This is a genomic window from Xanthomonas sp. DAR 35659, from assembly GCF_041242975.1.
Lineage (GTDB): Bacteria > Pseudomonadota > Gammaproteobacteria > Xanthomonadales > Xanthomonadaceae > Xanthomonas_A > Xanthomonas_A medicagonis.
Genome location: NZ_CP162488.1, coordinates 4,247,278 through 4,264,646, shown reverse-complemented (window position 1 = coordinate 4,264,646; position 17,369 = coordinate 4,247,278). Strand labels below are relative to the sequence as shown.

The 17,369-nt window shown below is 66.4% G+C and carries 15 protein-coding genes and 5 tRNA genes; all 20 read left to right on the top strand.

Features of this window, described 5'->3' with window-relative positions; genetic code table 11:
• The first annotated feature begins 33 nt into the window (after nt 1-33).
• Nucleotides 34-1,731 (top strand): tetratricopeptide repeat protein, encoded by a 1,698-nt coding sequence (locus AB3X07_RS18010; protein WP_369940061.1) that lies wholly within the window; start codon nt 34-36, stop codon nt 1,729-1,731.
• On the top strand, nt 1,728-2,381 hold the full coding sequence (gene lolB, locus AB3X07_RS18005) for a lipoprotein insertase outer membrane protein LolB (RefSeq protein WP_369940060.1): 654 nt from the start codon (nt 1,728-1,730) through the stop codon (nt 2,379-2,381). Before AB3X07_RS18010 ends, lolB begins: the two co-directional genes overlap by 4 nt.
• Complete coding sequence (gene ispE, locus AB3X07_RS18000; protein ID WP_369940059.1) at nt 2,378-3,244, top strand: 4-(cytidine 5'-diphospho)-2-C-methyl-D-erythritol kinase; 867 nt, start codon at nt 2,378-2,380, stop codon at nt 3,242-3,244. The genes lolB and ispE overlap by 4 nt, the downstream gene beginning before the upstream one ends.
• A gap of 14 nt (nt 3,245-3,258) precedes the next feature.
• Nucleotides 3,259-3,335, top strand: a tRNA-Gln gene (locus AB3X07_RS17995).
• Between the two features lie 139 nt (nt 3,336-3,474).
• A complete protein-coding gene (locus AB3X07_RS17990) occupies nt 3,475-4,434 on the top strand; it encodes a ribose-phosphate diphosphokinase (RefSeq protein WP_369940057.1) in 960 nt (319 codons plus the stop codon).
• Nucleotides 4,435-4,603: 169 nt separating this feature from the next.
• Nucleotides 4,604-5,251, top strand: a complete 648-nt coding sequence (locus tag AB3X07_RS17985) for a 50S ribosomal protein L25/general stress protein Ctc (RefSeq protein WP_369940056.1) — start codon at nt 4,604-4,606, stop codon at nt 5,249-5,251.
• Nucleotides 5,252-5,305: 54 nt separating this feature from the next.
• Nucleotides 5,306-5,887 carry an aminoacyl-tRNA hydrolase gene (pth, locus tag AB3X07_RS17980; protein WP_369940055.1) on the top strand — a complete coding sequence of 194 codons (582 nt, stop codon included), beginning with the start codon at nt 5,306-5,308 and terminating at the stop codon, nt 5,885-5,887.
• Between the two features lie 80 nt (nt 5,888-5,967).
• Nucleotides 5,968-7,059, top strand: coding sequence for a redox-regulated ATPase YchF (gene ychF / locus AB3X07_RS17975; protein ID WP_369940053.1), 1,092 nt, complete (start codon nt 5,968-5,970; stop codon nt 7,057-7,059).
• Between the two features lie 156 nt (nt 7,060-7,215).
• Nucleotides 7,216-7,301: transfer RNA gene (locus tag AB3X07_RS17970), tRNA-Tyr, on the top strand.
• 32 nt (nt 7,302-7,333) lie between these two features.
• Nucleotides 7,334-7,407 (top strand) — tRNA-Gly (locus AB3X07_RS17965).
• 30 nt (nt 7,408-7,437) lie between these two features.
• A tRNA-Thr gene (locus AB3X07_RS17960) sits at nt 7,438-7,513 on the top strand.
• Between the two features lie 45 nt (nt 7,514-7,558).
• A complete protein-coding gene (gene tuf / locus AB3X07_RS17955; protein WP_369940045.1) occupies nt 7,559-8,749 on the top strand; it encodes an elongation factor Tu in 1,191 nt (396 codons plus the stop codon).
• A gap of 164 nt (nt 8,750-8,913) precedes the next feature.
• Nucleotides 8,914-8,989: transfer RNA gene (locus tag AB3X07_RS17950), tRNA-Trp, on the top strand.
• Nucleotides 8,990-9,039: 50 nt separating this feature from the next.
• Nucleotides 9,040-9,453 carry a preprotein translocase subunit SecE gene (gene secE / locus AB3X07_RS17945; protein WP_369940052.1) on the top strand — a complete coding sequence of 138 codons (414 nt, stop codon included), beginning with the start codon at nt 9,040-9,042 and terminating at the stop codon, nt 9,451-9,453.
• Between the two features lie 13 nt (nt 9,454-9,466).
• Nucleotides 9,467-10,024 carry a transcription termination/antitermination protein NusG gene (gene nusG / locus AB3X07_RS17940; RefSeq protein ID WP_145699991.1) on the top strand — a complete coding sequence of 186 codons (558 nt, stop codon included), beginning with the start codon at nt 9,467-9,469 and terminating at the stop codon, nt 10,022-10,024.
• Nucleotides 10,025-10,224: 200 nt separating this feature from the next.
• Nucleotides 10,225-10,653, top strand: coding sequence for a 50S ribosomal protein L11 (rplK, locus tag AB3X07_RS17935; RefSeq protein ID WP_145699993.1), 429 nt, complete (start codon nt 10,225-10,227; stop codon nt 10,651-10,653).
• A 3-nt stretch (nt 10,654-10,656) separates the two neighbouring features.
• A complete protein-coding gene (rplA, locus tag AB3X07_RS17930; protein WP_369940051.1) occupies nt 10,657-11,355 on the top strand; it encodes a 50S ribosomal protein L1 in 699 nt (232 codons plus the stop codon).
• Nucleotides 11,356-11,839: 484 nt separating this feature from the next.
• Complete coding sequence (rplJ, locus tag AB3X07_RS17925; protein WP_010341340.1) at nt 11,840-12,382, top strand: 50S ribosomal protein L10; 543 nt, start codon at nt 11,840-11,842, stop codon at nt 12,380-12,382.
• Nucleotides 12,383-12,445: 63 nt separating this feature from the next.
• Nucleotides 12,446-12,814 (top strand): 50S ribosomal protein L7/L12, encoded by a 369-nt coding sequence (gene rplL, locus AB3X07_RS17920; RefSeq protein WP_010341338.1) that lies wholly within the window; start codon nt 12,446-12,448, stop codon nt 12,812-12,814.
• A 302-nt stretch (nt 12,815-13,116) separates the two neighbouring features.
• Nucleotides 13,117-17,268, top strand: a complete 4,152-nt coding sequence (rpoB, locus tag AB3X07_RS17915) for a DNA-directed RNA polymerase subunit beta (protein ID WP_369940049.1) — start codon at nt 13,117-13,119, stop codon at nt 17,266-17,268.
• The last annotated feature ends 101 nt before the right edge of the window (nt 17,269-17,369 follow it).

Genomic DNA, 17,369 nt, shown 5'->3' with positions numbered 1-17,369 from the left:
TCAGGGCCCCATTTTACGGCCCGGTTGCCCCCGATGCCCGCATTGATTCGCATCCGTACCTTTCTATTGCTGTCCACGTTCGTCGCGCTGCCGGCCTTCGCCGCCGCCGCGGCCGCGCCGACGGCCACCGCCAAGCTGCCGCCGCGCGCCGCCGCGTCCTCGCTGACCCCGGTGCTGGCCGGCGAATTCGCGCTGCAGGCCGGGCAGCTGGCCGATGCCTCGCACTGGTACCTGGAGGCGGCCAGCGCGACGCCCGGCGATGCCGGCCTGGCCGAGCGCGCGACCCGCATCGCGATGCTGGCCAACGACACCGAGGCCGCCGCCAAGGCCCTGGCGCTGTGGCGCGAGCGCGCCCCCGAGTCGCTGGCGATGCGCGGCGCCGAGGCCTCGCTGGCGCTGCGCAACGGCAATCTGCGCCAGGCCCGCAGCCTGCTGGTGGCGCTGCTGCGCGACCCGGACACGCGCGGCTGGCGCTATGCGCTGGTGGCGCTGGTCGGCGGCAACCGCGATCCGGAGGTGGCGGCGAAGGTGCTGGATCAGTTGCTCGACGCCAATGCCATCCCCGACCAGCTCGAGGCCTGGCAGGAGTTCGGGCGTCTGGCGCTGCGCCTGGACCAGCCCAAGCTGGCCGAGCGCATCGTCGATCAACTGGTCAAGCGGTTCCCGGAGGAGCCCCGGGTGGCCCTGCTGCACGCCACCCAACTGCAACAGGCCGGCAAGGTCGAGCAGGCCCGCACCCTGCTGCAGGGCGTGGAGCCGAAGGCGCCGGGCGACCCGGAACTGCGCGGCGCGCTGGCGTACGCCTACGACGCGATCGGCGACACCGCCGCCGCGGCGCGGGTGCTGGCGCTGGGCCCGCAGGACACCCAGAACTACGGCCTGCGCGCCTCGATGCTGGCCAAGCTGCAGGACAACACGGCGCTGACCGCGCTGTACGAGGAACTGCGCAAGGGCGCGGCCAAGCCCGATCCGGAACGGCGGCTGTTGCTCGGCAAGATCGCCGAGTTCCTGAAGCGCTACCAGGAGGCGGTGGACTGGTACCACGGCGTGCCGGGCGGCCCGCAGCGCAGCGAGGCGCGGCTGCGCACCGCCGGGGCGCTGTACGAACTGGGGCAGAAGGATGCCGCCTTCGCCGAGGCGCGCGCGCTGCAGGACGATGCCGAGGCCGACGACGCCGCGCGCCGCGACGCCTACGTGCTGGAGGCCGAGCTGCGCCAGCGCAACGGCGACGACGACGGCGAACTGGGCGTGTTCGCGCGCGGCCTGGCCGCGTATCCGGACGACAACGCCTTGTTGTACGCGCGCGGCCTGGCCTGGGAGCGGCGCGACCGCATCGACCGCGCCGAGGCCGACCTGCGCAAGATCCTGGTGACCGAGCCGGAGAACGTGGCCGCGCTGAACGCGCTCGGCTACACCCTGGCCGACCGCACCCAGCGTTACCGCGAGGCGCTGCAGCTGATCGACCGCGCGCGCACCGCCGATCCGGACAACCCGGCGATCATCGACAGCTATGGCTGGGTCCTGTACCGGCTGGGCAAGACCCAGGAAGCGCTGGTGCAGTTGCGCCGCGCCTGGACCCTGTTCAAGGACCCGGAGATCGCCGCGCACCTGGGCCAGGTGCTGTGGCAGCAGGGCAAGCGCGAAGAGGCCAACAAGTACTTCGACGAGGCGCGCAAGCTGGATCCGAAGAACCGCGCGCTGCAGCGGGCGATGCAGGAGCTGCAGCGATGATCCGGTCGCTGCGCGGCGGCTGGGCGTTGCTGGCGGGACTGGCGCTGGCCGGCTGCAGTGCGCTGCCGACGCGCGCGCCGGCACCAGCGCCAGCGACGGCGCCGGATGCCGCCGCGCAGCAGGCCGAGGCGGAGCGCGCGCAGTGGCTGCAGGCGCATCCGGACTGGGCGTTCCAGGGCCGGGTCGCGATCAGCAGCGGCCGCAACGGTGGCAGCGGCCGCATCGACTGGAAGCAGCAGCACCGGCAGTACGAGGTCGAACTCAGTGCGCCGGTGACCCGGCAGAGCTGGCGCCTGTTCGGCGACACGCACTACGAGGCCGGGCGCCTGGAAGGCCTGGAAGGCGGCCCGCGCGAAGGCGAGAACGCCGAGGAGTTGCTGCGGGAGGCGACCGGCTGGGAGATCCCGGTCAACCTGCTGCCGCAGTGGGTGCGCGGGCAGGTGGCGTTCGATACCGAAGAACCCGAGCGCGTCGACTACGACGCGCAGGGGCGGCCGCACACGCTGCGGCAGATGGGCTGGGACATCGAGTTCCAGGACTGGTACCCGCCTGGCGATGGCCGGCCGGCGTTGCCGCGGCGCATCGAGGCGCGCAGCGGCGACGCGAAGGTGCGCCTGCTGGTGGACCGCTGGGACATTCCTGCGCAATGAGCGCGGAGGTTTGGGAGGCGGGCTGGTCGCGCTGGCCGGCCCCGGCGAAGCTGAATCTGTTCCTGCAGATCACCGGCCGCCGGCTGGACGGCTATCACCGATTGCAGACCGTGTTTCGCCTGCTGGATTGGGGCGATACGGTGTACCTGCGGCCACGCGCCGATGGCGTGGTGGCACGCGTCGGTCCGTCCGTGGCCGGCGTCGCCGAGGCCGACGACCTGCTGGTGCGGGCCGCGCGGCTGCTGAAAAAAGAGGCGAATGTCGCGCAAGGTGCGGATATTCGCGTCGAAAAGCGCATTCCGGCCGGTGGTGGCTTCGGTGGCGGGTCGTCCGATGCGGCCACCGCGCTGGTGGCGCTGAACGCGTTGTGGGGCGCCGGTCTGGACGAGGAGGCCCTGGCGCGCCTGGGCCTGTCGCTGGGCGCGGACGTGCCGGTGTTCGTGCGCGGGCGCGACGCCTGGGCCGAAGGCGTGGGCGAGCAGTTGACCCCGCTCGCGCTGCCGCCGGCCTGGTACGTGCTGGCCGATCCGGGGGTGCACGTGCCCACCGCGGCGCTGTTCCAGTCCCCCGATTTGACGCGGGATGCCGCGCCCGCGAAAATAGCGGACTTCGTTTCAGGTTTCCTGCTCGGCAACGCGTTCGAGCCGGTCCTGCTTCGCCGCGAACCGGCCGTCCAGGCCACGTTCCAGGCGCTCGCTCGGATCGGTACGCCGCGTTTGACCGGATCGGGGAGCGGATGTTTCGTCGAGTTCGCCGATCGCGCCGCCGCTGAGCGCGCGCTGGCGGACTTGCCGGACGGGTTGCGCGCCTGGGTGGCTGGCGGCGTGACCCGCTCGCCGCTGCTCGACGCGCTGGAGGCATAGCAACCGTTTTACGCAGGGGCGTCGCCAAGAGGCCCAAGGCACCAGGTTTTGATCCTGGCATTCGTAGGTTCGAATCCTACCGCCCCTGCCATTGTGTATGCAGATCCTTCTGCAAGAGCCCGCACATCCATGTGCGGGGATTCAACAGGTAAGAGCGTCGCTCCGCCTGGCTTTTCGATTCACGCTGTCACTTCGCTCCACGTTCTTCGCCGCCGCCCGAGACGCCCCTCATGCAAGATCAACGCAACCTGCTGGTGTTCTCCGGCAACGCCAACAAGCCCCTGTCCAAGAGCATCTGCCGCGAGCTGGGCGTGCGCCCGGGCAAGGCGATGGTCTCCAGCTTCTCCGACGGCGAAGTGCAGGTGGAGATCGAGGAGAACGTGCGCCGGCAGGAAGTGTTCGTGATCCAGCCGACCTGCGCGCCCAGCGCGGAGAACCTGATGGAGCTGCTGGTGATCATCGACGCGCTCAAGCGCGCCAGCGCCGCCAGCGTCACCGCGGTGGTGCCGTACTTCGGCTACTCGCGGCAGGACCGGCGCATGCGCTCCTCGCGCGTGCCGATCACCGCCAAGGTCGCGGCCAAGATGTTCAGCGCGGTCAACGCCGACCGCGTGCTGACCGTCGACCTGCACGCCGACCAGATCCAGGGCTTCTTCGACATCCCGGTCGACAACGTCTACGCCTCGCCGCTGCTGCTGGCCGACATCTGGCGCGCCTACGGCACCGACAACCTGATCGTGGTGTCGCCGGACGTGGGCGGCGTGGTGCGCGCGCGCGCCGTGGCCAAGCGTTTGGACGATGCGGACCTGGCGATCATCGACAAGCGCCGTCCGCGCGCCAACGTGTCCACGGTGATGAACATCATCGGCGACGTCGAAGGCAAGACCTGTGTGCTGGTCGACGACATCGTCGACACCGCCGGCACCCTGTGCGCCGCCGCGGCCGCGCTGAAGGAGCGGGGGGCGCTGAAGGTCGCCGCGTACTGTACGCATCCGGTGTTGTCCGGCCCGGCGGTGAGCAACATCACCAACTCGCAGCTCGACGAGTTGGTCGTCACCGACACCATCCCGCTGTCGGACGCCGCGCGCGCCTGCGGCAAGATCCGTCAGCTCAGCGTGGCCGAGCTGCTGGCCGAAACCATCCGCCGCATCGCCTTCGGCGAGTCGGTGAGTTCGTTGTACGTCGATTAAAGGCTGGGAATGGGGAATCGGGAATAGGGAATCGCAACGGCGCAGTGTCGCGCTTTGACCGATTCTCCATTCCCGATTCCCCACTCCCGGCCCTCCAGACTCTTCTGGTCGCGGAAGAGTCATCAAAACCGCCGCGAGGCGGTTCATTCAACCAAGGTAGTGAACGCAAATGGCAACCACGCATGAAATCAAGGTTCAGCGCCGCGAAGTCGAAGGTAAGGGTGCGAGCCGCCGCCTTCGTCGCGACGGCCTGATCCCGGCCATCGTCTACGGTGGCGACCTGAAGCCGGTCAACATCCAGCTCGACCACAACGAAGTCTGGCTGGCCAGCCAGAACGACTGGTTCTACTCGTCCATCCTCAGCCTGAGCCTCAACGGCGACGTGCAGAAGGTGCTGCTGCGCGATATGCAGCGTCACCCGTTCAAGCAGCTGATCATGCACATCGACTTCCAGCGCGTGAACGACAACGAGGCGCTGCACGCCTCGGTGCCGCTGCACTTCCTCAACGAGGACACCTCGCCGGCCGGCAAGTCGGCCGAAGTCGTCGTCACCCACGAGCTGAACGAAATCCAGGTCGTGTGCCTGCCGAAGGACCTGCCGGAATTCGTCGAAGTCGACCTGTCCTCGCTGTCGGTCGGCGACGTGATCCACCTGTCCGACCTGAAGCTGCCGGCCGGCGTCGAACTGCCGGAGCTGAAGCTGGGCAAGGAGCATGACGTGGCGGTGGTCATCGCCAAGCACGGCCGTGTCGAAGCCGAGCCGGAAGCGGCCGAAGCCCCGGCGGCGGCCGAGCCGGCCAAGAAGGACGGCAAGTAATCGCCTGCGCAGCGCCCGGACCTTCCGGTTCGGGCGCTGCGGCGATGCTGCGGCATGACTGGTCTGCGTCTGATCGTCGGTCTGGGCAATCCCGGCGCCGAACACGCGAACACCCGGCACAACGCCGGGTTTCGTTTTGTCGAACACCTGGCCGAGCGGGCCGGCGCGCGCTGGAGCGTGGACGCCAAGCTGTTCGGCGAGACCGCCAGGGTCGAGGTGGCGGGGCAGGCGCTGTGGCTGCTGAAGCCGGCCACCTTCATGAACCTCAGCGGCAAGTCGGTCACGGCCGCATTGCGCTTCTGGAAGATCGAGCCGGCGCAGGCGCTGCTGGCGCACGACGAACTGGATCTTGCGCCGGGCACGGCGCGGCTCAAGTTCGACGGCGGCCACGGCGGCCAGAACGGTCTGCGCGATACCATCCGTCTGCTCGGGCATGCCGGGTTCCACCGGCTGCGCATCGGCATCGGCCATCCCGGGCACAAGGACAAGGTGGTGCCGTGGGTGCTGGGACGCGCCAGCAAGGACGACCAGATTCTCATCGACCGCGCCATCGACGACGCCATCGCGGTGCTGCCGCTGGCGGTGCAGGGCGATTTCAACGAGGCGATGAAGCGGTTGCATACGCAGGGGAAATAGGGAATGGGGAATGGGGAATGGGAAAGGCGGCTATGCTTTCCGATTCCCCATTCCCGATTCTCCATTCCCGGATTACAAACATGGGCATCAAATGCGGCATCGTCGGCCTGCCCAACGTCGGCAAGTCGACCCTGTTCAATGCGCTGACCAAGGCGGGCATCGCCGCGGCCAACTTCCCCTTCTGCACCATCGAGCCGAACGTGGGCGTGGTGCCGGTGCCGGATCCGCGCTTGAACGAGCTGGCCAAGATCATCAATCCGCAGAAGGTCGTGCCGACCGCGGTGGAGTTCGTCGACATCGCCGGCCTGGTCGCCGGCGCGGCCAGCGGCGAGGGCCTGGGCAACAAGTTCCTGGCGCACATCCGCGAGGTCGATGCGATCACCCACGTGGTGCGCTGCTTCGAGCATGGCGACATCATCCACGTCAACAACAAGGTCGATCCGATCTCCGACATCGAGACCATCGACACCGAGTTGGCTCTGGCGGACCTGGACAGCGTCGAGAAGGCGCTGAACCGCGCCGAGCGTAGCGCCAAGGGTGGCGACAAGGACGCGGCCGCGCGCAAGCCGGTGCTGGCCAAGCTGCAGGCCGCGCTGGCCGAAGGCAAGGCCGGGCGCAACGCCGGCCTGGACGAGGAAGAGAAGGCGCTGGTGCGCGACCTGTTCCTGCTGACCCTCAAGCCGGTGATGTACATCGCCAACGTGCTCGAGGACGGGTTCGAGAACAACCCGCACCTGGACGCGGTGCGCGCGCATGCCGCCGCCGAGGGCGCCGAGGTGGTGCCGGTGTCGGCGGCGATCGAGGAAGAGTTGTCGCAACTGGACGACGCCGACCGCGACGCGTTCCTGGCCGACCTGGGCCTGAGCGAGCCGGGCTTGAACCGCGTGATCCGCGCCGGCTACACGCTGCTGGGGCTGCAGACCTATTTCACCGCCGGGGTGAAGGAAGTGCGCGCCTGGACGGTGAAGGCCGGCTCGACCGCGCCGCAGGCCGCGGCGGTGATCCACACCGACTTCGAGAAGGGCTTCATCCGCGCCGAAACCATCGCCTACGACGACTTCATCAAGTACAAGGGCGAGGCCGGCGCCAAGGAAGCCGGGCGCCTGCGCCTGGAGGGCAAGGAGTACCGCGTGCAGGAAGGCGATATCCTGCATTTCCGCTTCAACGTCTGATGCGCGCGCGCCCTGGCCGGGCGCGTGCGGGCAACGACGATTTCCTGCGACATCGCGTCAAAATACTGTTGACAAGGCGGGGATGTCAGGGAAGAATAGCGGGCTGTTTCACCCCTCTCTGATTTCGGCTTCGCAGCCGGGTCCGAGTGGGCAGTTGGAGGGATACCCAAGCGGCCAACGGGGGCAGACTGTAAATCTGCTGGCTTACGCCTTCGGTGGTTCGAATCCACCTCCCTCCACCAGTTTTTTTGTTGTGGCAGTGCGGCATCCCGTAGCGGGAGTAGTTCAACGGTAGAACCTCAGCCTTCCAAGCTGATGGTGCGGGTTCGATTCCCGTCTCCCGCTCCATTGAACGCGCTTGTGTCACAATAGAACAACGCTCACGTAGCTCAGTCGGTAGAGCACCTCCTTGGTAAGGAGGAGGTCGAAGGTTCGATTCCTTTCGTGAGCACCATATTCAGTCGTCACATCTTTCTACGATCACCGAGAAGAAGCAGCCATGGCCAAGGGTAAGTTCGAGCGCACCAAGCCGCACGTCAACGTCGGCACCATCGGTCACGTCGACCACGGCAAGACCACGCTGACGGCGGCGCTGACCAAGATCGGCGCAGAGCGCTTCGGCGGCGAGTTCAAGGCGTACGACGCGATCGACGCGGCGCCGGAAGAGAAGGCGCGCGGCATCACGATCTCGACCGCGCACGTCGAGTACGAATCCCCGACGCGCCACTACGCGCACGTGGATTGCCCGGGTCACGCCGACTACGTCAAGAACATGATCACCGGTGCGGCGCAGATGGACGGCGCGATCCTGGTGTGCTCGGCCGCGGACGGCCCGATGCCGCAGACCCGTGAGCACATCCTGCTGTCGCGCCAGGTCGGCGTGCCGCACATCGTGGTGTTCCTGAACAAGGCCGACATGGTCGACGACGCCGAGCTGCTCGAGCTGGTCGAGATGGAAGTGCGCGAGCTGCTGAGCAAGTACGACTTCCCGGGCGACGACACCCCGATCATCCACGGTTCGGCGCGTCTGGCGCTGGAAGGCGACCAGAGCGAGATCGGCGTGCCGTCGATCCTGAAGCTGGTCGAGGCGCTGGACTCGTTCATCCCGGAGCCGCAGCGCGACGTGGACAAGCCGTTCCTGATGCCGGTGGAAGACGTGTTCTCGATCTCGGGCCGCGGCACCGTGGTGACCGGCCGTATCGAGCGCGGCATCATCAAGGTGGGCGACGAAATCGAAATCGTCGGCATCCGTGCGACGCAGAAGACCACCGTGACCGGCGTGGAAATGTTCCGCAAGCTGCTGGACCAGGGCCAGGCGGGCGACAACGCGGGCCTGCTGCTGCGCGGCACCAAGCGTGACGACGTGGAGCGCGGCCAGGTGCTGTGCAAGCCGGGTTCGATCAAGCCGCACACCGAGTTCGAAGCCGAGGTGTACGTGCTGTCGAAGGACGAGGGCGGCCGTCACACCCCGTTCTTCAAGGGCTACCGTCCGCAGTTCTACTTCCGTACCACCGACATCACCGGCGCGTGCCAGCTGCCGGAAGGCGTGGAGATGGTGATGCCGGGCGACAACGTCAAGATGGTGGTGACGCTGATCAACCCGGTGGCGATGGACGAAGGCCTGCGTTTCGCGATCCGCGAAGGCGGCCGCACCGTCGGCGCCGGCGTGGTGGCCAAGATCATCAAGTAATGCCCTCCGGCGGCCTTGGCCGCCGGATGCGTCCATATGACGGCGACTTCGGTCGCCGAAGTGTGGCGAAGTACAGGCGGCTTCGGCCGTCGGGTTCAGCGAAGGGCGGGCCGGAACCTTCGGTCCGCCTTCGCCGTCTAAGGGAAGTGCAGCGTTCTTAGTACACGCCAGTAGCTCAATTGGCAGAGCAGCGGTCTCCAAAACCGCAGGTTGGGGGTTCGAGTCCCTCCTGGCGTGCCAATCTGCCGCTCCCTATCCAGTGACCTTGGTCGCATAGCCGCAAGAGTCGGATGAACAGCAAGATCGAGCATTCCAAAGGCACCACCGCTTCCTCGGGTGGCGATATCGTCAAGTACGTCATCGCTGCGCTGCTGGTGGTCGCTGGCCTGTTTGTCTGGTTCTGGTTCGGCGAGCCGAGTCGCGCGGCACAGCTGGGGAGTTGGTCCGGTCCGTTGCGTGGTCTGGCGGTCATCGTCGGGCTGGTCGCAGCGGCCGCGGTGTTCCTGCTGACCGCCAAGGGGCGCGAGGCCCGCGAGTTCATCTCCGAGTCCCGCTTCGAGTTGCGCAAGGTGGTGTGGCCGACCCGCCAGGAAGCGATCCGCACCACCTGGGTCGTGATCGTGGTGGTGATCATTCTGAGTCTGCTGCTGGGCGGGTTCGATTTCCTGATCCAGAAGCTGATGCAGTGGTTCGTGAGTCGTTGAGGAGAGTGCAGCAGTGAAGCGTTGGTATGTCGTTCACGCCTATTCAGGCTTCGAGAAGTCCGTGGCGCAAGCGCTGCGCGACCGTATTGTGCGTGACGAGATGCAGGAGCGCTTCGGCGACGTGCTGGTGCCCACCGAGGAAGTGATCGAGATGCGCTCCGGCCAGAAGCGCCGTTCCGAGCGCAAGTTCTTCCCGGGCTACGTGCTGGTGCAGATCGAGACCCACGAGGAAGGCGGCATCCCGCGCATCGACAACGAAAGCTGGCACCTGGTCAAGGAAACCCCGAAGGTGATGGGCTTCATCGGCGGCACCGCCGACCGTCCGTTGCCGATCCGCGACGAAGAGGCCGATGCGATCCTGCAGCGCGTGCAGGATGGCGTGGAGAAGCCGCGTCCGAAGGTGCTGTTCGAGCCGGGCCAAATGGTTCGCGTCACCGATGGCCCGTTCAACGACTTCAACGGCGTGGTCGAGGAAGTCAACTACGAGAAGAGCCGCCTGCGCGTGGCGGTGCTGATCTTCGGCCGTTCCACCCCGGTGGAGCTGGAGTTCGGCCAGGTCGAGAAGGCCTGAGCCCGCCCCGGCGCGGCTGCGCCGGGCGCCAAAATCTCTGCTATACTGCGCGGCTCCCTGTCCAGGCAAGCCGCCGGGCAGAACGGAAGCCGCCGCGAGGCGGCTTTCTGCGCACTTCAAAAACGTGATGGCGGGACACGTGATTTTCCCGTCGCGATGGGGAGCCTGCGGTTTGGGCGCTAGCACCCGGAGACACTAAAATGGCAAAGAAAGTCGTCGGTTACATCAAGCTGCAGGTGAAGGCCGGTCAGGCCAACCCCTCGCCGCCGGTCGGTCCTGCGCTGGGTCAGCGCGGCCTGAACATCATGGAATTCTGCAAGGCGTTCAATGCCGCCACGCAGAAGCTGGAGCCGGGCCTGCCCACTCCGGTCATCATCACGGCCTATTCGGACCGTACCTTCACCTTCATCACCAAGAGCACCCCCGCGAGCGTGCTGTTGAAGAAGGCCGCAGGCGTCACCTCCGGTTCCAAGCGCCCGAACACCGAGAAGGTGGGCAAGGTCACCCGCAAGCAGCTGGAAGAGATCGCCAAGGCGAAGGAAGCCGACCTGACGGCGGCCGAGCTGGAAGCGGCGGTGCGGACGATTGCGGGCTCCGCCCGCAGCATGGGCCTGACGGTGGAGGGTTAAGCGATGGCACAGACCAAGCGACAGAAAGCAATCCGTGCTGCCGTGCAGCCGGGCAAGGCGTATTCGATCGACGAAGCGCTGAAGATCGTCAAGTCCACCAGCAAGGCCAAGTTCGTCGAAGCCGTCGACGTGGCCGTGCGCCTGGGCGTGGATGCCAAGAAGTCCGACCAGCAGGTGCGCGGTTCCACCGTGCTGCCGGCCGGTACCGGCAAGAGCGTGCGTGTGGCGGTGTTCGCCCCGGCCGGCGCCAAGGCTGACGAAGCCCTGGCCGCGGGTGCCGAGGCGGTGGGCATGGACGACCTGGCCGAGAAGATGCAGGGCGGCGACTTGAACTACGACGTGGTCATCGCCACCCCGGACGCGATGCGCGTCGTCGGTAAGCTGGGCACCCTGCTGGGCCCGCGCGGCCTGATGCCGAACCCCAAGGTCGGTACCGTGTCCGCGAACCCGGCCGAGGCGGTGAAGAACGCCAAGTCGGGTCAGGTGCGTTACCGTACCGACAAGGCCGGCATCATCCACTGCACCATCGGCAAGGCCAGCTTCGAAGACGAAGCGCTGAAGAACAACCTGCAGGCGCTGTTGCTGGACCTGGTCAAGGCCAAGCCGGCGACCTCGAAGGGCACCTACCTGCAGAAGATCTCGGTGAGCTCGACCATGGGTCCGGGCGTCACCGTCGATCAGGCCTCGCTGTCCCTGAAGTAATCGCAACACGGCGCCGCCCGCAAGGTGCGGCGCCGGTGTCACCTTTTGAAGGCGTCGCCGAGGGGCAACCCGAAGCGAAGCCGTCAAAGACCGCAGGCGCGGTCTGCGCATACCGACGACGGGCACGGAAGCTCGACACGGCAAGGAGTCGCCGTCGGTCCAGCGGGATCGCTTAATCCAGTCCCCTCGGGGACGCGCCGGCGTAGATGGTGCCGCCTTTCTGGAGTTTTTCTGGTGCAGGCCAGTCCGGTGTCCCGGGCGCGCTCAGGCCAGGTCTGGAACGGCCACCAACTGGGATGCCATGCGGCATCCCCGGCATCCAGGATGGAGGCCGCCCAGGACCGCAAGCGGCAGGAGCCGCGAGCGGAGTAAGTTTGAAGCGGGGATACGAGATTAGAGATTGGGGATTGGCAAGAGCGGCGTTGCGGCTCCTGACGAATCCCGAATCACCAATCCCAACTCCCAGCTTTAACGGAGGAGTGCAATGGCTCTCAATCTGTCCCAGAAGCAAGAAGTCGTCGCCGAACTGGCCGACGTCGCCGCGAAGGCCCACTCCTTGGTTGCTGCCGAGTACGCCGGCATCACGGTCTCGCAAATGACCGCGATGCGCAAGAAGGCGCGCGAAACCGGTGTGTACTTGCGTGTTGTCAAGAACACCCTGGCCGCGCGTGCCGTTGCCGGTACCGAATACGAGTGCGTCCAGGACGCGCTGGTCGGTCCGCTGCTGTATGCGTTCTCGACGGAAGAACCCGGCGCTGCCGGTCGTCTGATCAAGGAATTCGCCAAGGGTAACGACAAGCTGCAGGCCAAGGTCGTGTCGCTGGGTGGCCAGCTGTATCCGGCCGCTCACCTCGAGGTGTTGGCGTCGCTGCCGACCCGCGAGCAGGCGCTGGCCATGCTGGCACGCGTGCTGGCCGAGCCGGCGAGCATGTTCGCCCGCGCGGTCAAGGCCGTGGGCGACAAGCAGGGTGGCGGCGACGCCGCTCCCGCCGACGCCGAAGCGGAAGCCCCGGCCGAAACGGCTTAAGTTCGCGACACCTGAAACGGTTCACTAGAACCTCATCCAGAAAAAATTCCAAAGGTAATCACAATGTCCCTGTCTAACGAGCAGATCGTCGACGCAATCGCCGAAAAGACCCTCATGGAAGTGATGGAGCTGGTCAAGGCCATCGAAGACAAGTTCGGCGTCTCCGCCGCCGCCCCGGTCGCCGCTGCCGGTCCGGCCGTGGCCGCCGCGCCGGTCGAAGAGCAGACCGAGTTCAACGTCATCCTGATCGACGCCGGCGCCAAGAAGGTCGACGTCATCAAGGCCGTCCGCGCCATCACCGGCCTGGGCCTGAAGGAAGCCAAGGACCTCACCGAGGCCGGCGGCGTGCTGAAGGAAGCCGTGTCGAAGGAAGACGCCGACAAGTTCAAGAAGGACCTGGAAGCCGCTGGCGCGAAGGTCGAAGTCAAGTAAGCAGTCCCTTGCATCGCCAGCCGTACAAGGCGATGCACTGAAGGCTGGGGGCGAAAGCCCCCGGCCTTTGGCCGTTTCAGGCGGGAATCGGGAATAGGGAATGGAGAATCGGAAAGCCGCGTCGCGTGCGCTCCACGATTCCCCTTTCCCCATTCCCCATTCCCCGCTTCACCACCGAGTTGGTAGTTGGAAGTAGCGGGAGAAGGCGTGCTGGTGCCGGCAATACCAGCGACTTCCAACTGACAATTTATGTTCACTCAGGGCCGCGGACGCGTGGCCCGCATCAGCCAAGGTGATACCTCATGACGTCTTATTCGTTCACCGAAAAGAAGCGTATCCGCAAGGACTTCGGCAAGCAGCGCTCGATCCTCGAAGTGCCGTTCCTGCTCGCCATCCAGGTGGATTCCTACCGCGAGTTCCTGCAGGAGAACACCGACCCGAACAAGCGTTCGGACCACGGCCTGCACGCGGCCCTGAAATCGGTGTTCCCGATCTCCAGCTACAGCGGCAACGCGGCCCTGGAGTACGTCGGCTACAAGCTCGGCGAACCGGTGTTCGACGAGCGTGAATGCCGCCAGCGCGGCATGAGCTACGGCGCGCCGCTGCGCGTGACCGTGCGCCTGGTGATCTACGACCGCGAGTCCTCGACCAAGGCGATCAAGTACGTCAAGGAGCAGGAGGTCTACCTCGGCGAAATCCCGCTGATGACCGACAACGGCACCTTCATCGTCAACGGCACCGAGCGCGTCATCGTCTCGCAGCTGCACCGCTCGCCGGGCGTGTTCTTCGACCACGACCGCGGCAAGACCCACAGTTCGGGCAAGCTGCTGTACAGCGCCCGCATCATTCCGTACCGCGGCTCCTGGCTGGACTTCGAGTTCGACCCGAAGGACGCGCTGTTCACCCGTATCGACCGCCGCCGCAAGCTGCCGGTGTCGATCCTGCTGCGCGCGCTCGGCTACTCGAACGAGGAGATGCTCTCGGAGTTCTTCGAGATCAACACCTTCCACATCGACCCGAAGGAAGGCGTGCAGCTGGAGCTGGTGCCCGAGCGCCTGCGCGGCGAGACCCTGAACTTCGATCTGGCCGATGGCGACAAGGTCATCGTCGAAGCCGGCAAGCGCATCACCGCGCGCCACGTCAAGCAGCTCGAAGCCGCCGGCGTCGCCGCGCTGGCCGTGCCCGACGAGTATCTGGTCGGTCGCATCCTGTCGCACGACGTGGTCGATGCGGCGACCGGCGAACTGCTGGCCAGCGCCAACGACGAGATCAGCGAAGACCAGCTGACCGCGTTCCGCAAGGCCGGCGTCGACGCCGTGGGCACGCTGTGGGTGAACGATCTGGATCGCGGTCCGTACCTGTCCAACACCCTGCGCATCGATCCGACCAAGACGCAGCTGGAAGCGCTGGTCGAGATCTACCGCATGATGCGTCCGGGCGAGCCGCCGACCAAGGACGCCGCGCAGAACCTGTTCCACAACCTGTTCTTCACCTTCGAGCGCTACGACCTGTCCACGGTCGGCCGCATGAAGTTCAACCGCCGTGTCGGCCGCAAGGAAGTCACCGGCGAGTCGGTGCTGTACGACAAGAAGTACTTCGGCGAGCGCAACGACGAGGAGTCCAAGCGCCTGGTCGCCGAGCACGCCGACAGCTCCGACATCCTGGACGTGATCAAGGTCCTGACCGAGATCCGCAACGGCCGCGGCGTGGTCGACGACATCGACCACCTGGGCAACCGTCGCGTGCGTTCGGTCGGCGAAATGGCCGAGAACGTGTTCCGCGTGGGCCTGGTCCGCGTCGAGCGCGCGGTCAAGGAGCGCCTGTCGATGGCCGAGTCCGAAGGCCTGACCCCGCAGGAGCTGATCAACGCCAAGCCGGTGGCCGCCGCGATCAAGGAGTTCTTCGGCTCCTCGCAGCTGTCGCAGTTCATGGACCAGAACAACCCTCTGTCGGAAGTGACGCACAAGCGTCGCGTCTCCGCGCTGGGCCCGGGCGGTCTGACCCGCGAGCGCGCCGGCTTCGAAGTGCGCGACGTGCATCCGACCCACTACGGCCGCGTCTGCACCATCGAAACCCCGGAAGGCCCGAACATCGGCCTGATCAACTCGCTGGCGGTGTACGCCCGCACCAACCAGTACGGCTTCCTGGAGACGCCGTACCGTAAGGTCGTGGACGGCCAGATCACCGACGAGGTCGAATACCTGTCGGCGATCGAAGAGAACGAGTACGTCATCGCCCAGGCCAACGCGCTGCACGACGCCAAGAGCCGCCTGACCGAGCAGTTCGTGCCGTGCCGCTACCAGGGCGAGTCGCTGCTGAAGCCGCCGGCGGAAGTGCACTTCATGGACGTGTCGCCGATGCAGACCGTGTCGATCGCGGCCGCGCTGGTGCCGTTCCTTGAGCACGACGACGCCAACCGCGCGCTGATGGGCGCGAACATGCAGCGCCAGGCCGTGCCGACGCTGCGTGCGCAGAAGCCGCTGGTCGGTACCGGCATCGAGCGCGCGGTGGCGCGCGACTCGGGCGTGACCGTGAACGCGCGCCGTGGCGGCGTGATCGAGCAGATCGACGCCGGCCGCATCGTGGTCAAGGTCAACGAGGCCGAGATCGGCGGCGGCACCGACGCCGGCGTCGACATCTACAACCTGATCAAGTACACGCGTTCCAACCAGAACACCTGCATCAACCAGCGTCCGCTGGTGAACGTGGGCGACGTGATCGCGCGCGGCGACGTGCTGGCCGACGGCCCCTCGACCGACATCGGCGAGCTGGCCCTGGGCCAGAACATGCTGATCGCGTTCATGCCGTGGAACGGCTACAACTTCGAAGACTCCATCCTGCTCTCCGAGCGCGTGGTGGAAGAGGATCGCTACACCACGATCCACATCGAAGAGCTGACCTGTGTGGCGCGCGACACCAAGCTGGGGCCGGAGGAAATCTCCGCCGACATCCCCAACGTGTCCGAGCAGGCGCTGAACCGTCTGGACGAGAGCGGCGTGGTGTACATCGGTGCGGAAGTGCGCGCCGGCGACATCATGGTCGGCAAGGTCACGCCGAAGGGCGAGAGCCAGCTGACCCCGGAAGAGAAGCTGCTGCGCGCGATCTTCGGCGAGAAGGCCTCGGACGTGAAGGACAGCTCGCTGCGCGTGCCGCCGGGCATGGACGGCACCGTCATCGACGTGCAGGTGTTCACCCGCGACGGCATCGAGAAGGACAAGCGCGCCCGCCAGATCGAGGAAAACGAGATCAAGCGGGTCAAGAAGGACTTCGATGACCAGTTCCGCATCCTGGAAAGCGCGATCTATGCGCGTCTGCGTGGCCAACTGATCGGCAAGGTCGCCAATGGCGGTCCGAACCTGAAGAAGGGCGACACCATCACCGACGCGTACCTGGACGGACTGAAGAAGTCCGACTGGTTCGCGCTGCGGATGAAGGACGAGGAGCCGTCGGACGCGATCGAGCGCGCGCAGAAGCAGATCCAGGCGCACGAGAAGGAATTCGAGCGTCGCTTCGCCGACAAGCGCGGCAAGATCACCGCCGGCGACGACCTCGCCCCGGGCGTGCTGAAGATGGTCAAGGTGTTCCTGGCGGTGAAGCGCCGCATCCAGCCCGGCGACAAGATGGCCGGTCGCCACGGCAACAAGGGTGTCGTGTCGATGATCCAGCCGATCGAGGACATGCCGTACATGGCCAACGGCGAGACCGTGGACATCGTGCTGAACCCGCTCGGCGTGCCGTCGCGTATGAACATCGGCCAGGTGCTGGAAGTGCACCTGGGCTGGGCCGCCAAGGGCCTGGGTCGCAAGATCCAGAACATGCTCGAGGCCCAGGCCAAGGTCGCCGACCTGCGCAAGTTCCTGACCCAGATCTACAACCACGACCAGAAACTGGGCGAGGACCGCGTGGACCTGGATCAGTTCAGCGATGCCGAGTTGCTGGCCCTGTCGAAGAACCTGACCGACGGCGTGCCGATGGCCACCCCGGTGTTCGACGGTGCGACCGAGGCCGAGATCAAGCACATGCTCGAACTCGCCGACCTGCCGATCAGCGGCCAGACCCAGCTGTACGACGGCCGCACCGGCGAGGCGTTCGATCGCCACACCACGGTCGGCTACATGCACATGCTGAAGCTGAACCACTTGGTCGACGACAAGATGCACGCGCGCTCCACCGGTCCGTACTCGCTGGTCACCCAGCAGCCGCTGGGCGGCAAGGCGCAGTTCGGCGGCCAGCGCTTCGGCGAAATGGAAGTCTGGGCGCTGGAAGCCTACGGCGCGGCCTACACCCTGCAGGAAATGCTGACGGTGAAGTCCGACGACGTGCAGGGCCGCAACCAGATGTACAAGAACATCGTCGACGGCGAGCACGAGATGGTCGCCGGCATGCCGGAGTCCTTCAACGTGCTGGTGAAGGAAATCCGCTCGCTGGCGATCAACATGGAACTGGAAGACTGAGGGCAGGGAATGAGGAGTCGGGACTAGGAAATCGCCCGGGCGCGTGCCAATCGGCCGCCGGCGTTCCTGTCCCGACTCTCCGCTTCCAACGATTCCCTATT

Bases quoted from the DNA above. Each gene is read 5' to 3' on its own strand.
- AB3X07_RS18010 (WP_369940061.1), top strand. From the start codon at position 34: ATGCCCGCATTGATTCGCATCCGTACCTTTCTATTGCTGTCCACGTTC.
- lolB (WP_369940060.1), top strand. From the start codon at position 1,728: ATGATCCGGTCGCTGCGCGGCGGCTGGGCGTTGCTGGCGGGACTGGCG.
- ispE (WP_369940059.1), top strand. From the start codon at position 2,378: ATGAGCGCGGAGGTTTGGGAGGCGGGCTGGTCGCGCTGGCCGGCCCCG.
- AB3X07_RS17990 (WP_369940057.1), top strand. From the start codon at position 3,475: ATGCAAGATCAACGCAACCTGCTGGTGTTCTCCGGCAACGCCAACAAG.
- AB3X07_RS17985 (WP_369940056.1), top strand. From the start codon at position 4,604: ATGGCAACCACGCATGAAATCAAGGTTCAGCGCCGCGAAGTCGAAGGT.
- pth (WP_369940055.1), top strand. From the start codon at position 5,306: ATGACTGGTCTGCGTCTGATCGTCGGTCTGGGCAATCCCGGCGCCGAA.
- ychF (WP_369940053.1), top strand. From the start codon at position 5,968: ATGGGCATCAAATGCGGCATCGTCGGCCTGCCCAACGTCGGCAAGTCG.
- tuf (WP_369940045.1), top strand. From the start codon at position 7,559: ATGGCCAAGGGTAAGTTCGAGCGCACCAAGCCGCACGTCAACGTCGGC.
- secE (WP_369940052.1), top strand. From the start codon at position 9,040: ATGAACAGCAAGATCGAGCATTCCAAAGGCACCACCGCTTCCTCGGGT.
- rplK (WP_145699993.1), top strand. From the start codon at position 10,225: ATGGCAAAGAAAGTCGTCGGTTACATCAAGCTGCAGGTGAAGGCCGGT.
- rplA (WP_369940051.1), top strand. From the start codon at position 10,657: ATGGCACAGACCAAGCGACAGAAAGCAATCCGTGCTGCCGTGCAGCCG.
- rplJ (WP_010341340.1), top strand. From the start codon at position 11,840: ATGGCTCTCAATCTGTCCCAGAAGCAAGAAGTCGTCGCCGAACTGGCC.
- rplL (WP_010341338.1), top strand. From the start codon at position 12,446: ATGTCCCTGTCTAACGAGCAGATCGTCGACGCAATCGCCGAAAAGACC.
- rpoB (WP_369940049.1), top strand. From the start codon at position 13,117: ATGACGTCTTATTCGTTCACCGAAAAGAAGCGTATCCGCAAGGACTTC.